Raw genomic sequence first — 14,864 nt, forward strand, 5'->3', positions numbered from 1 at the left:
CAGGAGCAGGTACTTGGGGACGGAGGTCTGAGTGTGATTGGAGGGACTCAGCCACAGGAGGAGGACACGGGGTTCCTTATCGCTAGCAAAGGATGCGGATTAGGCGGTGACCGGCTGCCGCACGGAGGGGCGAGCGGGCTGCGGTGAGGAACTTGTGTTGTCGTGGGAGGACTTGAATCTACGCAGCGTGAGGGAGTTAGAGACCACGAACACCGAGGAGAAGCCCATCGCAATGCCCGCCAACCCCGGGTTGAGGAAACCGATCGCGGCGACCGGGATCAGCACGACGTTGTAGGCGAACGCCCAGAACAGGTTGCCCTTGATGGTGCCCAGCGTGCGACGTGACAGACGGATGGCATCGCCCGCGGAGCGCAGGTCGTTGTTCATTAAGGTGATATCGGAGGCCTCGATGGCCACATCCGTGCCCGCCCCCATGGCCAGACCCAGATCGGCCTGGGCCAGGGCGGCCGCGTCATTGACGCCGTCGCCGACCATGGCGACCTTCTTGCCCTCATGTTGTAGCTTCTCGATGACCGCGACCTTGTCCTGCGGCATAACCTCGGCACTCACGTTGGCCGCATCGATGCCCACCTCTTGGGCGACGGCGGCCGCGGCCTTCGCGTTATCGCCGGTGAGCAGGTACGGCCTCAACCCCAGCCTGCGGAACTGGGCGACCGCTTCCGCTGAGGAGTCTTTGATGACATCGCGCACCACGACCACACCGGCGGGCTGGTCATCGACGTAGACGGCCACCGGGGTCGCGCCCTGCGACTGTGCGTGGTCGAAGGCGGTGGTGAGGTCACGGGGCAGCTGGCCGGAGGGACGGCCGACGGTGACGACGTGACCCTTGACGGTGGCCGTGACGCCCCGGCCGGCGGTGCTGTCGAAGTCGGTGGCCTCCTGGATGTTCCCGGAGCGCTCGGCCTCGGTGACAATCGCCTTGGCGATGGGGTGCTCGGAGCCTGCTTCGACGGCCGCCGACAAAGAGAGGACCTCGTTGTTGGTGTAGCCGTCGGCGGCGTGGACGCCGGTGACCGACATGACCCCGGAGGTGACGGTGCCGGTCTTGTCCATGACGATGGTGTCGACCTGGCGGGTGGATTCGAGGACCTCCGGGCCCCTGATCAACAATCCCAGCTGCGCGCCCCGGGAGGTGCCCACCAGCAGGGCGGTAGGGGTGGCCAGTCCCAGGGCGCATGGGCAAGCGATGATCAGCACCGCGACTGCGGCGGAAAAGGCCCAGTTCGCCCCGCTGCCGAGGGCGAGGTGGACGATCAGGGTGATGATGGAGACGACAATGACCGTCGGGACGAAGACCGAGGAAATCTTATCCACCAGGCGCTGGACCGGGGCTTTTTTCGCCTGGGCGTCAGTGACCAGCTTGGCCATCTGGGACAGCGTGGTCTCCGAACCTGTGCGGGTGACTTCGACCAGCAGTCGACCGGAGGTGTTGATCGTCGCGCCCGTGACCGGGGTGCCGGGGGCGGCCTCGACGGGAACGGACTCGCCGGTCAGCATCGACTCGTCGATGGCCGAGGTGCCCTCGATGACACGACCGTCGGTGGCGATCTTCTCACCCGGGCGGACGACGAAGACGTCACCGACTGTCAGCTGGGAGACCGGGACGCGGACTTCCTCACCGTCGCGGATCACCGCGGCGTCTTTCGCACCCATGTCCAGCAGGGACTTCAGCGCCGCGGAGGACTGGCCCTTGGCGCGGACCTCAAACCACCGGCCGAGCAACAGGAAGGTGATGACTACGGCGATGGTCTCGAGGTAGATGTGGTCCATGCCGTCATCGCGGGGCAGCAGGCTCATCTCCATGACCATGCCGGGGTGCCCGGCGTTGCCGAAAAACAAGGCCCACAGCGACCACAGATACGCAGCGGTAGTGCCCAGAGACACGAGTGTGTCCATCGTGGTCGAGCCGTGACGAAGGTTGGTTAAGGTCGCCCGGTGGAACGGGGCGCCACCGTAGAAGTAGATCAGGGTGGACATGACGAGCAGGGCCCACTGCCAATTCATGAACTGCAGGGACGGGATCATCGAGATCGCGACCACCGGAACGGAGAGGATCGTCGACCCGATCAGACGCGACTTCAGGTCTGTGGCCTCGGCCTCGCGGGCCTGTTCGTGGCGGTCACCGACCACCTCGGTGTCCTCCTCCGGGCCGCTATCCACGGCGGAGGCATGTTGATCCCCCATGGTGAACGCGTCGTACCCGGCACCCCGCACGGTTTCGATCAGCCGATCGGCGTCGACTTTGGTGGGGTCGTAACTGACGGAGGCGGATTCGGTGGCGAAGTTGACGGTGGCCTCCACGCCATCGAGCTTGTTGAGCTTGCGCTCCACCCGCCCTGAGCACGACGTACAGGTCATGCCGGTGACGCCCAGATCGACCTGGAGTAGGTCAACCGACGGTTGAGTTTGAATCATCAGTGATCAGTCCTTCAGCAAACAGTGGTGAGGTGCATCTCCGAGGTCCCAAAAGGCCCGCCCACAGATGCACCGTCGGGGATATCGAACCGGCATGGCTGGGCCTGATGGGCATATCCAGCAGGGTTGGCCCGGCCGTGTCTACGTGAGGCGGGGACCGGGCCCAGGGATTAGGGCTTGACGGTGTAGCCGGCTGTCGTGACAGCGGCGACAACATCGTCGTCGGTGAAGTTTTCACCCGTGACGGTCACCTGCCCGGTATCCACGGTGGCCTCCACCATGGTCACACCGGCGACCGCGCCGATCTCCTCCTCCACGGAGGACTTGCAGTGTCCACAGGTCATGCCTTCGATGATGTACTTCTTTGTTACGGCGCTCATCAGATGATCCTTTCCTTGATGTCCTGAGGGGCAGAAGTGGAGATGCCCCAACAACCTTCAACCTATACCCATGGGGGGTATCAGTCAAGGAGGTGCCCGGACCCGGTCGCGGAGCGGTGTTTGCCCTCCGCCTCCCACTGTCCCCTCCCGACAGCGAGGAGGCTGCTCGGTGACCACACCCTGCCCCGCGTAAGGGCCGTGCCCTCCACCCCTTGAAAATGTACCCCCGGGGGGTATATGCTAACGAGCGTTACCGCATCCCAACGACCCATAGGAGCTTTCCCATGACCACCTCCCCGCCCCACCTCTTGCCGATGGCCTCCCACGGCTGCAGCTGTTGCGGACCCGCCTCACATGCCGACACCGCCTCCACCCCTGCCGCCAGCGACTCGTCAGCAGGAGGATCCTCCCCTAGCTACCAGGCCACCGGCCTGACCTGCGGGCACTGCGTGAAAAGCGTGACCCAGGCCCTTCAGGCCCTCCCCCAGGTCGACGACGTCCAGATTGATCTCGCTGCTGGTGGTGTTTCCACCGTCACGGTCACCGGTGCCATACCTCCGGAGATGGTTCGCCGGGCCATCGAAGAGGCCGGCTACACCGTCTTATCCTGATCAGTTTTACCCATCATCTCGACCCCGACCGGGTTGAACGGAAGGAACCCGCACCGTGACCATCTCCGAGCTGGTCGTCGACGGTGTCAACGACGCCCCCGCTCTGACCCGCGCGGAGGTCGGTATCGCCATCGGGGCCGGCACGGATGTGGCCATGGAATCCGCCGGAGTGGTCCTGGCCAGTGATGACCCGCGGGCAGTGCTGTCGATGATTGAGCTCTCGCAGGCCAGCTACCGCAAGATGATCCAGAACCTCATCTGGGCCTCTGGCTACAACATCCTCGCCGTACCGCTGGCCGCCGGCGTGCTCGCCCCGATCGGGTTCGTGCTGTCCCCGGCCATGGGCGCGATCTTGATGTCTGCCTCGACCATCGTGGTGGCCCTGAACGCCCAGCTGCTACGCCGCATTGATTTGGATCCGGCCCACCTGGCTCCGACCGACGGGAAGGAGGAACACACCACGCCTACTCCGGCATCCACCGCCGTCCGCTGATAGTGTCTCTGCTTTCGTCGGTCCAGTCTGGACCAGTTCCAGCGAGTCCACTAAATGGGAGCCAGGCCCTAGGTAGCCGGTTTGATTACGGCTAGTTGTTGCGGGTCGTAGTGACCACCTTGCCCTCAACGCCCGGCCAGGTGCCGGCCTCGATCATGCGGTTTTTGCGCTCGACCCAGAAGTCGGCGTTCTTAATACCCAGCGCCTCGGGGTCGAAGTGCGGGTCGATGCCGGCCTTCTTCTGGCGGCGGTAGTCCCACAGGCACTTCAGTGCCGGGACCTGCAGGAAGATGATCGCCACGATGTTGAGCCACGCGGTCGCGCCGACACCGATGTCGCCGAGCGCCCAGGCGGTGCCCGGGGTGGTGGTCGCGCCGATGAACACGGCCACGAGGATCAGGGCGCGCAGGATCCAGATGATGGCCTTGCGGGTGCCTTCGTTCTTCACCCAGCGGTTCAGGTAGGTGAAGTTGGTCTCTGCCATGTAGTAGTACGCCAGCACGGTGGTGAAGGCGAAGAACATGATCGCCAGGGCGATAAACGACGGGCCGAGGCCGGCGGAGAAGGAGTTCAGGCCTTCTTGGACGAAGCCGGGGCCGACAGGAATGCCGTCGGCAAGCGAGCCCTCGTAGATCAACGCACCGTCCTCGGACTGGCCCTCGAAGACCTTGTACATGTCGGTGGAGATGATGATGAAGGCGGTGGCGGAGCAGACGAACAGGGTGTCGATGTAAACAGCGAACGCCTGGACGAAGCCCTGCTTGGCCGGGTGGGAGACCTCGGCGGCCGCCGCGGACTGCGGGCCGGTGCCCTGGCCGGCCTCGTTGGAGTAGATGCCGCGCTTGACGCCCCACATGATGGCGGCGCCGAGCATGCCGGAGAATGCGGCCTCCTTGTCAAAGGCGGAGCGGACGATGGTGCCGAACACCTCCGGGATCTGGGAAGCGTTCGCGAACAGCACCACGATGGCGATGATGATGTAGATGCCGGCCATGAACGGCACCACCATGGAGGCAAAGTTCGCGATGCGCTTGACGCCGCCGATGATGATGAACGCGAGAAGCACGGTCATGATCGTCGCGGAGACCCAGACGTTAACGCCCCATGCATTATCGACGGCTGCAGCCACGCCGTTGGCCTGGATGCCCGGCAGGAAGTACGAGGTGGCCAGCAGCATGCACACCGAGAAGATGATTGCGTAGACCAGCATGAACGGCGCGGCCGCGGTGTGCTTGTAGGTCTTTTCGATGTAATAGGCCGGGCCGCCGCGGTACTCGCCGGTGTCGCGGTCCGTCTCCTTGTAGATCTGGGCCAGGCAGCACTCGATGAAGGAGGTGGCGGAGCCGAGCAAGGCCACCAGCCACATCCAGAACACCGCGCCCGGACCGCCGAACGCGATGGCGGTGGCCACGCCGGCGATGTTGCCCACGCCGACGCGGCCGGCCAGCGAGATCATCAGGGATTGGAACGAGGAAATGCCCTGCTCAGAGCTTTCGCCGGACTTGAGCTGCCTGATCATGTCCGGCAGGCAGCGGATCTGCAGAAACAGGGTGACGAGCGTGAAGTACGCGCCCGCACCAAGACAGAGATAGACGAGAGCGTTGGACCAAATCACACCGTTGAGGGTGTCGATAAAACCTTCCACGGGACCCTCCTAAAGGGGTATGTGCTGGGAGTATTTTTCGGGAAACCTTGCAGGTATCTAGAAAACATAGGCCATCCGGTTGTGCTTTGGGTCACTTTCGGTGTAAAAATTATGCGCCGACACCGAAAACATTCCGTTCTGCGCGACATCCGCAGGGTTTGCGGTGCTGAACGCAACAGATGGAAGGACACAATGAACGAGACTGCGAAGCCGGTGCACTCCCGGCGCAGGTTCTCCCCCGCCTGGCCGGTGAAGAACTTGCCGGCGGGGGCGGAGGCACTCATCCCCGAGCTGGACAACCCCAGCTTCGAAGGTATTGAGGATCCCACAGACAACACCGAAACTATCGCCCGCGCCGAAAACCAGGGCCAGCCGCACACCGCGCCCGAGTCCGACCCGAAGCCGAAGGCGGTGTGGCGCTTCTTCCTCTACAGCGCCATCGGCATCTTCGCGTTCTTCGTGCCGTTTACCATCGGCGATTCCAAGTCCACGATTTTGTTGGACCACATCGTCAGCTGGATCACCACCACGCTCGGGGAAGGCACCCGCTACCTGGCTCTGTTCGCCATCATCGCGGGCACGGTCTACCAGTTCGTCTCCGGGCGCTGGAAAGAGGATTACCCGCGAATGGCCTTCGCGGGGCTGTCCGTGCTGGCGATTGTGCTGTGCGCGATGCTCACGTTCGGGTTCGGCCCGGCGTGGCTGTTCAACCCGGATATCGGCCCGTTCATCCTGGACAAGCTGGTTATCTCGGTGGGCCTGCTCATCCCGGTTGGCGCGATCTTCCTCGGTCTGCTGGTCGGCTTCGGCCTGATGGAGTTCATCGGCGTGATGGTCCAGCCGATCATGCGCCCGGTGTTTCGCACCCCGGGCAAGTCCGCGGTGGACGCGGTGGCGTCATTTTTGGGCTCCTACTCGCTGGGCCTGCTCATCACCGACCGCATGTATAAAAACGGCAGCTACAACGGCCGCGAGGCGTCGATTGTCGCGTCGGGTTTTTCCACCGTCTCCGCCACGTTCATGGTCATCGTGGCCAAGACGCTGGACATGATGGAGCACTGGACGGCGTACTTCTTCATCACTTTCATCATCACCTTCATCGTCACCGCGATCGTGGTGCGCATCCCACCTATCACCCGGATTCCGGAGGACTACTACCCGGGCGCCACCCCGCACCCGGAGAAAGAGATCGAGGGTAACCGTTTCAAGGCGGCGTGGCGCGAGGCGAAGATTGAGCTCAACCGCGCCGAGTCTTTGGGCAAGGTGCTGTGGGCGAACTTCCGCGACGGGTTGATCATGGCCGTGCAGGTCACCCCGGGCATCATGGCGGTGGGCACGATCGGCCTGGTGCTGGCCACCTACACGCCAGTGTTCAAGATTCTTGGCGTGGCGTTCTTCCCGGTGGTGTGGCTGCTGCGCCTGCCGGACCCATTAGCGACCTCGGGCGCGCTGGCGTCGGGCCTGGCGGAGATGTTCCTGCCGGCCACGCTGTCCGCAGGTTCGGACGACATGGTGCTGAAGTTCACCATGGCTGTGGTGTGCGTGAGCCAGATCTTCTTCTTCTCGGCGATGGTGCCGGCGGTGCTGGCCACCGACATCCCGCTGAGCATTTGGAAGATGGTGCAGATCTGGTTCATCCGCGTGGTGCTCACCGTGCTGATCACGGTGCCGGTGGCGCACCTGATCTTCTAAGAAGCAGCTGCTTATCGACGCAGCTTCGCCCCCACAACCGCATCGTCAATCAACCGCGCGGCGGCCTTGGCGGTGCGGTTGTCCACGTCGAAGTCAGGGTTGAGCTCGACAACGTCGAGAAGCGCAACGCGCCCTGTGGACGCCACAGCCGCGACCATCGCGCGCAGCGTCGCGTACTCCACGCCGAAGCCAGCCGGGGCGGAAACACCCGGCGCGACCGCCGCCGGCAGCACGTCCAGGTCGATGGACAGGTGGATGGGCCGGTCACCTTCCACCGCTGCGAGGGCGCGCTCGGCGGCCTCGCGCACGGTCATTGCCGCCAGTTCGGTGTCCAGCACGGTGGTCACGCCGAGTTCGTCGGCGGTGTCGAAGAGCACCTTGGTGTTGTTGGGCTTGGAGATGCCGAAGACGCTGTAGTCGAAGTCCTCGCCCACCAGGCCGGCGATCTGCTTGAACGGGGTGCCGGAGGTGGGGCGGGTTTCGGTGCGCAGGTCGAAGTGGGCGTCGAAGTTGATCACCTGCATCGGCCCGATAGCTTCGTAGGCGCCGCGGTGGGTGGCAAACGAGGTTTCGTGGCCGCCGCCGAGCACGACAGTCATCCCGTCTGCGCCCTGCGCCGCCACGAGGTCGCGCACCCGGTCGGACAGCTCGCGTTGGGAGCCTTCGAGGTCGGTGTCTTGGGTGGTCACGGTGCCGGCGTCGAGAAGCGATGTGCTCTCGTGAACCGCGAGCGAGCCGAGGGCCGCGCGCAACGCCTCCGGGCCTTTCGCCGCGCCCTGGCGGCCGCCGTTGCGTTCGACGCCTTCGTCGGAGGCGTAGCCGATCAGGTGCACGGCACCCTCGGTGGGCTGGGCAGTTGTGTCGATGACGCTGTGCCAACGGGCGTGCTCAGGGCCGGGGCCGTCGTTGCGGCCGGTCCAGTTGGAAGCGGGGGTGAAAAGCGGTGCAGTTACAGTGTTCATGCCCTCCGAGGGTAGCGCCGTGGGCATACTATGTGCGATGACTAAGCCGCAGGTTCCCGCCGCGCACAACGTGTTGCGCATCCTGGCGCTGTTGTCCACCACGGACGCGCCGATTTCCGCCACCCGCATCCAGCGCGAGCTGGACCTGCCGCGTTCCACCACCTACCACCTGCTGCGGGAGCTGGAGGATTCCGGGTTTGTGGTGCACCTGCGCAAGCCCGGCACGTACGGGCTGGGGCTGGCGTCGTACCGCATGGCGCAGGCTTACACCACGCAGCAGCCGCTGGTGCGACTGGCCACGAAGCCGCTGGCGCGGATCGCGCAGCTCGCGGGCGGTTCGGCGCACTTGACGCGCCTCGCCGGCCCGGAGATTGTGTACCTGCACGAGGTGCGCGCCCCCGGTGCGGTGTCGCTGGTCACGGAGGTGGGCGTGCGTTTGCCGTCGCTGAAGACCGCCTCGGGGCGCATCATGCTTGCGCAGCTGCCGGAGGCGGAGCTGCGCGCCGCGTACAACTTTTCGGGCGAGCGCCGCCGCTACAGCGAGGTCAAAGAGGAGCTTTCTGCTTATCGACGCCAAGGGTTCGCCACCGAACACGAAGCCATCTCGCGCGGCCAAGAGTCCGTGGCGGTGGCGGTGCTGGACCACCTTTCGCGCCCAGCGGCGGCGCTTGCGGTGACCTTCGCCGTGGGCAGCGCGGACACGCAACAGCTGGTCAGCGCGCTGCACACCGCCGCGGAGGGGCTGCGGGCCCAGTTCTTTGGAAACGTGTGATTAGACGCACTTTTTGGTCTACTATCACGTCCATGACGCACACAGTTTCAGTTGGAATTGGGGCCCTGTCCATCGAGGATGTTGTGGCCGTCGCCCGTCACGGAGCCGAGGTAGCCATCGACCCGGCGGCCCTGGATGAGATCGCCGCGACCCGCAAGCGCATCGAAGAGCTCGCCGCGGATCCCACCCCGGTCTACGGTGTCTCCACCGGTTTCGGCGCGTTGGCCACCAAGCACATCCCGGAGGACATGCGCGCCCAGCTGCAGGTCTCGTTGGTCCGTTCCCACGCCGCAGGTACTGGCCCTGAGGTGGAAGAAGAGGTCATCCGCGCGCTGATGCTACTGCGTCTGTCCACGCTGTGCACCGGCCGCACCGGCGTGCGCCCCGTGGTCGCCGAAGCCTACGCCGCCGCGCTCAACGCCGGCATCACCCCGGTGGTGCGCGAGTACGGCTCACTCGGCTGCTCCGGCGACCTGGCGCCGCTGGCGCACTGCGCGCTGGCGCTGCTCGGCGAGGGCGACGTCCGCGTCCGCGGCGGCGAGATCGTCCCGGCGGCTGAGGCGCTTTCGGCTGCCGGCATCGAGCCGCTGGTGCTGAGCGAAAAGGAGGGCCTGGCGCTGATCAACGGCACCGACGGCATGCTCGGCATGCTGTGCCTGGCCATCGCTGATCTGCGCGAGGCCGCCAAGGTCTCCGACATCGCCACCGCCATGAGCGTCGAGGGCCTGACAGGCACCCTGTCCGTCTTCGACGAGGACTTGCAGGAGCTGCGCCCCCACCCTGGCCAGGCGGATTCCGCCTACAACATCCGCACCGTCGCCGCTGGCTCGCCGATCCTCGACGCAGCCCTGGACGGCTTCAAGGCCAACGAGGTCCAGGACGCCTACTCCATCCGCTGCACCCCGCAGGTCGCCGGCGGCTTCCGTGACACGCTGGCCCACGTCACCACCGTGGCCAACCGCGAGCTCGCCGCCGCCAACGACAACCCCGTGGTGGCCAAGGACGGCCGCGTGGCCTCCAACGGCAACTTCCACGGCGCGCCCGTGGCTTACGTGCTGGACTTTTTGGCGATTGTGGTGGCGGACTTGGCGTCGATTAGCGAACGGCGCACCGACCGCTTCCTCGACCCCGCCCGCAACCGCGGCCTCAACGCCTTCCTCGCCGGCGACCCCGGTGTGGACTCCGGCCACATGATCGCGCAGTACGCGCAGGCCGGCATCGTCGGCGAGCTCAAGCGCAACGCTGTGCCGGCCTCCGCCGACTCGATCCCGTCCTCGGCGATGCAAGAAGACCACGTTTCTTTGGGCTGGTCCGCCGGCCGCAAGCTGCGCCGGAGCATCGACGGCCTGCAGCGCGTGCTCGCCGTGGAGATCCTCACCGCCGCCCGCGCTCTGGACATGCGCGACGGCGAGCCCTCCGCAGGCACCGGTGCGGCCGTGTCTGCGCTGCGCAAGCTTGTCGACGGCCCCGGCACCGACCGCTACCTCTCCCCCGAAATCGAGCACTCCGTGCAGCTGGTCAAGGGCGGCGACTACGTCGAGGCCGTCGAGTCCGTGGTGGGCAAGCTGCGGTAGGTAGTTTGGGGGTCTGGGCGCCTGGGCACCTGGTGGCTTGCCCGACACGCCCGGTCGCAGGCCCCGGAGCAATGTATTCACTCACCCGTGAATACATTCGGCGATCGGCTTTACTCACCTGGGCAAAGTGAATTAATTGCCTGTCCAATGGGGATTTGTTCACCGCTCGGGCCCCGGCGAGTGAACAAATCCCCACAGCACCGACACTTCGCGGCGGAATCTGTCAGGCGGCCCCGATCGCCCCAGGTCGGTGCAAGCCGCCCTCGCAATCTGTCAGGAACCCGCGCGCCACCCCACCGAACCCCCGCCCCGCAGTCTCGGATCCAAGACAACTCGCTGCGCAAGCCAGATGTGACCTGCAAAGTTCTCCATACACTGTCGCCCACACCATAGTTTCGCGTCGATTGTGATTGGAGTCTCATCATGGCTGGTCGGTACCCGAACGGCGATTTCTACGATTTTGAGTCCGAGCTGCCCGCGGAGGAGAAAGAGATCCTCCACAACGTCCGCGACTGGGCGAAGGAGAAGGTGCTGCCCATCGCCGTGGACTATTGGAACCGCTCGGAGTTCCCGCACGAGCTGTTGCCGTCGATAGGCGAGCTGAACATCATCAGTCTCGTGCGCGGCCAGGGCCGCTCCCGCCTACTGGCCGGCCTGGTCGCGGCGGAGATCCACCGCGCGGACGGTTCCGTGGGCACGTTCTTCTCCGGTCAGGACGGCCTGTTCACCGGCAGCATCGAGCTGCTCGGCTCCGAGGAGCAGAAGGAGCGCTGGCTGCCGGACCTGTACGCGGTGCGCAAGACCGGCGTGTTGGCCATCACCGAGCCGGAGGCCGGTTCCGATGTCGCCCAGGGCATGCGCACCACCGCCACCAAGGTCGACGGCGGCTGGATCCTCAACGGCGCCAAGCGCTGGATCGGCAACGCCACCTTCTCCGACTACGTCGCCGTCTACGCCCGCGACCCGGAGGACGAGCAGGTCAAGGGCTTCATCGTGGACACCACGGCAGAGGGCTACACCGCCACGCTGATGGAAAACCGCATCGCCATCCGCGCGGTGCAAAACGCAGACATCACCCTGGACAACGTTTTCGTCCCAGACAGCGACAAGCTCGAGGGCGCGAACTCGTTCAAGGACATCAACAAGGTGTTCAAGAGTGCGCGTTCCACGGTCGGCTGGCAGGCCGTCGGCACGCAGATGGGCGCCCTCGATGTGGCGCTCGGCTACGCGGACGAGCGCATCCAGTTTGGCAAGAAGATCTCCTCATTCCAGCTCAACCAGAACAAACTGGCCACCATGCAGGGCAACCTGGTCGCATCTGAATCCATGATGGCGCAGCTGGCGCGCATGGAAGACCGCGGCTCCGCCAACAACGAGCAGTCCGCGCTGGCCAAGGCGTTCACCTCGAAGCTCATGCGTGAAACCGTCGCGCTCGGCCGCGAGATCCTGGGCGGCAACGGCCTGATCTCGGACTACCGCATGGCCAAGATCTTCAACGACGCGGAGGCCATCTACTCCTACGAGGGCACGTACGACATCAACCAGCTCATCGTCGGCCGTTCCATCACGGGCGAGTCGGCGTTCGTCTAAAACACGCAGGAGGAAACACCATGAATGCACCACTTTCCGGCATCCGCGTCCTCGACCTTTCCCGCGTACTCGCGGGCCCGTTCTGCTCCATGATCCTGGCGGATTTGGGCGCCGAGGTGATCAAGGTGGAGTCGCCGTGGGGCGATGATTCGCGCCAGTTCGGCCCGTTCGTGGACGGCACGTCCGCCTACTACCGCCTGTTCAACCGTTCGAAGATGGGCATCACGCTCGACTTCAAGGACGATAACGATAAGGAGGTCCTGCGCGACCTGGTCCGCCGCGCCGATGTGGTGGTGGAGAACTTCCGCCCGGGCGTGTTGGAGAAGCTCGGTTTGGGCCCGGAGGAACTGCTGGAGGTCAACCCTCGGCTCGTCGTCACGAGTATTTCGGGCTTCGGCCAAACCGGGTCTTTGGCCAAGGAGCCCGCATACGACCTGGTCGCGCAGGCGATGAGCGGCCTGATGTCTATCACCGGCTGGCCCAACAGCAAGCCGACGCGCGTGGGCATCTCGCTCGGCGACCTCATCCCGGGCCTCTACGCCGCCATCGGCACCGTCTCCGCGCTCTACCAGCGCGAATCCACGGGCAAGGGTCAGCATTTGGACCTTGCTATGTACGACTCGCTCATCTCCGTCATGGAGTCCGTAGGCATGCGTGCGCTTTACGACGACACCCCGCCCACCCGCATCGGCAACGACCACGGCCTGTCAGCGCCGTTTTCCACGTATGCGACCAAGGACGGCGACGTAGTCATCGCGATCACCACGAACCGGCTGTTCGAGCGCCTGGCCAACGCGCTGGGCATCCCGGAGATGGCCACCGACCATCGCTTTGCAGAGCCGGTGGCCCGCTCCGAGAACCGCGTCGCGCTACGCGAGCTGATCGAAGAAGCGCTGAGCACCAAAACCCGCGCCGAGACGATCGCACTATTTGAAGAGCACGGCGTGCCCACCGCCCGCGTCTACGACTTAGATGAGGCGCTGCGCAGCCCGTTCGCTGAAGAACGCGGCGTGATTGCCGAAGAAACGGATGGGTTCCGCACCCTCGCCTCCCCGCTCAAGCTGGCCGGCATGGAAGCACCAAAGCCGGCGCCGGAGCTGGGGCAACACAACGACCGCATCGAGTCTTGGCTGAGCGAAGACCCGCGCTAAGTTCCGCAAAGGAGCAGCACCATGGAGGACACCCTCAACCCCCGCCGCCGCGGCGGGAGCACCCGTTGGATCAAAGGCGAGGGCATCGCCCCTGTGCCCTCAATGCCCGACCCGCACGAAGTAGAAAGCCCAGATCCGAAGCAGAAGTGGCGCTTCTTCGTCTACAGCGCCGTCGGTTCGTTTGCCTTCTTCGTCCCCTTCACGGTGGGCGAGAAGAACACGATTCTGCTGGACCACATCGTCGGCTGGCTGCAAGAAGGGCTGAGCGCCGCGCTGCCGTACATCACGCTGGTGATGATCACCGCCGGCGCTGTCTACCAGTTCGCCACCGGCAAGTGGCGCGAGGACAAAGCTCGCGCTGTGTTCGCGTTCTTGTCAGCTCTTGCCGTGCTGTTGTGCGCGATGCTCGTGTTTGGTTTCGGCCCGTCGTTCCTGTTTGATGAGCGTCTTGGCCCGTTCATCCTGAACAAGCTGGTCATCCCGGTTGGTCTGCTCATCCCCGTAGGCGCGATCTTCCTCGGGCTGCTCGTGGGCTTCGGCTTGATGGAGTTCATCGGCGTGATGGTGCAGCGCTTCATGCGGCCCGTCTACCGCACGCCGGGCAAGTCCGCGGTGGACGCAGTGGCGTCGTTTCTGGGCTCGTACTCGCTGGGCCTGTTGATCACTAACCGCGTCTACCGCACCGGTGGCTACACCGCCCGCGAGGCGTCAATCATCGCGGCCGGGTTCTCCACCGCTTCGGCCACATTCATGGTGGTCGTGGCCCGCACCCTTGACCTGATGCACATCTGGGGCGTGTACTTCGCCATCACTCTGATCGTGTGTTTCTTGGTCACCATGGTTGTCGTCCGCATCCCGCCCCTGTCCACCATCCCGGACGACTACTATCCGGGCGCCACCCCGCAGCCGGAGGAACAGGTGGAGGGCAACGTGTTCGCCGCCGCGTGGAAGGAAGCGATGGCGTTTTTGGCGCAGGCCGACTCACTGCCGAAGACGCTCTGGCGCAACTTCAAAGACGGCGTGATCATGACCATCCAGGTCATCCCCGGCATCATGGCCGTGGGCATCATCGGCCTGGCGCTTGCCTTTTACACCCCCGCATTCAAAATCCTCGGCGCGGTGTTCTACCCGCTCGCGCTGCTGTTCCAGCTGCCAGACCCGTGGCTGGCCTCGGAGGCCTTCGCCATCGGCCTGTCCGAACTGTTCCTGCCGGCAACACTGGTTTCCGGCCACGAGTCGGAGGTGCTGCGCTTCACCGTCGGAGTGGTCTCCATCAGCCAGGTGTTCTTCTTCTCCTCGATGATCCCGGCGGTACTCGCCACGGACATCCCATTGAAGATCAGCCACATGGTGATCATCTGGTTCCAGCGCGTGGTGCTGTCGATCATCCTGACGGTGCCGATCGCGTACCTGATCTTCTAGCGCACCCCGCCCCGCCGCATACCCCGAGTAAGGGACCCAGAGTTTGCCTCAAAACAGGGGGAGTTGTCAGTGGGTGAATGCGCCACCTCGACTTGGAGGTTGTTGTGGCTGGTCGTTGGACTCCGAAGGATGTGAA

At 64.8% G+C, this 14,864-nt stretch carries 11 protein-coding genes and 1 pseudogene; 8 read left to right on the top strand and 4 right to left on the bottom strand.

Annotated features, from left to right (window positions below; translation table 11 throughout):
* Nucleotides 1–99: 99 nt before the first annotated feature.
* Nucleotides 100–2,436, bottom strand: coding sequence for a heavy metal translocating P-type ATPase (locus tag QP996_RS08135; protein ID WP_284872153.1), 2,337 nt, complete (start codon nt 2,434–2,436; stop codon nt 100–102).
* Nucleotides 2,437–2,606: 170 nt separating this feature from the next.
* On the bottom strand, nt 2,607–2,816 hold the full coding sequence (locus QP996_RS08140) for a heavy-metal-associated domain-containing protein (protein WP_284872155.1): 210 nt from the start codon (nt 2,814–2,816) through the stop codon (nt 2,607–2,609).
* Between the two features lie 284 nt (nt 2,817–3,100).
* Between QP996_RS08140 and QP996_RS08145 the strand changes: the two genes are divergently transcribed.
* Together QP996_RS08145 and QP996_RS08150 are read left to right on the top strand one after the other, a co-directional pair.
* On the top strand, nt 3,101–3,427 hold the full coding sequence (locus tag QP996_RS08145) for a heavy-metal-associated domain-containing protein (protein ID WP_284872156.1): 327 nt from the start codon (nt 3,101–3,103) through the stop codon (nt 3,425–3,427).
* Between the two features lie 70 nt (nt 3,428–3,497).
* A pseudogene (locus QP996_RS08150) lies at nt 3,498–3,920 on the top strand (heavy metal translocating P-type ATPase); the annotation flags it as partial.
* A gap of 91 nt (nt 3,921–4,011) precedes the next feature.
* Here QP996_RS08150 and QP996_RS08155 read toward each other — a convergent pair.
* Nucleotides 4,012–5,565 carry an alanine/glycine:cation symporter family protein gene (locus tag QP996_RS08155; RefSeq protein ID WP_284872158.1) on the bottom strand — a complete coding sequence of 518 codons (1,554 nt, stop codon included), beginning with the start codon at nt 5,563–5,565 and terminating at the stop codon, nt 4,012–4,014.
* Between the two features lie 192 nt (nt 5,566–5,757).
* Between QP996_RS08155 and QP996_RS08160 the strand changes: the two genes are divergently transcribed.
* Nucleotides 5,758–7,257 carry a YjiH family protein gene (locus QP996_RS08160; RefSeq protein ID WP_284872160.1) on the top strand — a complete coding sequence of 500 codons (1,500 nt, stop codon included), beginning with the start codon at nt 5,758–5,760 and terminating at the stop codon, nt 7,255–7,257.
* An 11-nt stretch (nt 7,258–7,268) separates the two neighbouring features.
* Here the strand turns inward: QP996_RS08160 and hutG are convergent, their stop codons facing one another.
* Nucleotides 7,269–8,219, bottom strand: coding sequence for a formimidoylglutamase (gene hutG, locus QP996_RS08165; RefSeq protein WP_284872162.1), 951 nt, complete (start codon nt 8,217–8,219; stop codon nt 7,269–7,271).
* 37 nt (nt 8,220–8,256) lie between these two features.
* Between hutG and QP996_RS08170 the strand changes: the two genes are divergently transcribed.
* The 5 genes from QP996_RS08170 (at nt 8,257) to QP996_RS08190 (ending at nt 14,728) form a co-directional block, all read left to right on the top strand.
* Entirely contained in the window at nt 8,257–8,991 is a 735-nt protein-coding gene (locus QP996_RS08170) for an IclR family transcriptional regulator (RefSeq protein WP_284872164.1), read from the top strand.
* Nucleotides 8,992–9,023: 32 nt separating this feature from the next.
* Nucleotides 9,024–10,565 (top strand): histidine ammonia-lyase, encoded by a 1,542-nt coding sequence (gene hutH, locus QP996_RS08175; RefSeq protein WP_284872166.1) that lies wholly within the window; start codon nt 9,024–9,026, stop codon nt 10,563–10,565.
* Nucleotides 10,566–10,988: 423 nt separating this feature from the next.
* The gene (locus QP996_RS08180; protein ID WP_284872167.1) at nt 10,989–12,155 is read left to right on the top strand and encodes an acyl-CoA dehydrogenase family protein; all 1,167 of its coding nucleotides are present in this window, start codon (nt 10,989–10,991) and stop codon (nt 12,153–12,155) included.
* A 20-nt stretch (nt 12,156–12,175) separates the two neighbouring features.
* Nucleotides 12,176–13,306: a CaiB/BaiF CoA transferase family protein gene (locus QP996_RS08185; RefSeq protein ID WP_284872168.1), complete on the top strand. Its 1,131-nt coding sequence runs from the start codon at nt 12,176–12,178 to the stop codon at nt 13,304–13,306.
* A 21-nt stretch (nt 13,307–13,327) separates the two neighbouring features.
* A complete protein-coding gene (locus QP996_RS08190) occupies nt 13,328–14,728 on the top strand; it encodes a YjiH family protein (protein WP_284872169.1) in 1,401 nt (466 codons plus the stop codon).
* Nucleotides 14,729–14,864: the final 136 nt, after the last annotated feature.

The organism is Corynebacterium sp. MSK008, from assembly GCF_030232585.1.
Classification (GTDB): domain Bacteria; phylum Actinomycetota; class Actinomycetes; order Mycobacteriales; family Mycobacteriaceae; genus Corynebacterium.

Coding starts and splice junctions, on each gene's coding strand:
- QP996_RS08135 (WP_284872153.1), bottom strand. CDS start 2,436: ATGATTCAAACTCAACCGTCGGTTGACCTACTCCAGGTCGATCTGGGC.
- QP996_RS08140 (WP_284872155.1), bottom strand. CDS start 2,816: ATGAGCGCCGTAACAAAGAAGTACATCATCGAAGGCATGACCTGTGGA.
- QP996_RS08145 (WP_284872156.1), top strand. CDS start 3,101: ATGACCACCTCCCCGCCCCACCTCTTGCCGATGGCCTCCCACGGCTGC.
- QP996_RS08160 (WP_284872160.1), top strand. CDS start 5,758: ATGAACGAGACTGCGAAGCCGGTGCACTCCCGGCGCAGGTTCTCCCCC.
- hutG (WP_284872162.1), bottom strand. CDS start 8,219: ATGAACACTGTAACTGCACCGCTTTTCACCCCCGCTTCCAACTGGACC.
- QP996_RS08170 (WP_284872164.1), top strand. CDS start 8,257: ATGACTAAGCCGCAGGTTCCCGCCGCGCACAACGTGTTGCGCATCCTG.
- hutH (WP_284872166.1), top strand. CDS start 9,024: ATGACGCACACAGTTTCAGTTGGAATTGGGGCCCTGTCCATCGAGGAT.
- QP996_RS08180 (WP_284872167.1), top strand. CDS start 10,989: ATGGCTGGTCGGTACCCGAACGGCGATTTCTACGATTTTGAGTCCGAG.
- QP996_RS08185 (WP_284872168.1), top strand. CDS start 12,176: ATGAATGCACCACTTTCCGGCATCCGCGTCCTCGACCTTTCCCGCGTA.
- QP996_RS08190 (WP_284872169.1), top strand. CDS start 13,328: ATGGAGGACACCCTCAACCCCCGCCGCCGCGGCGGGAGCACCCGTTGG.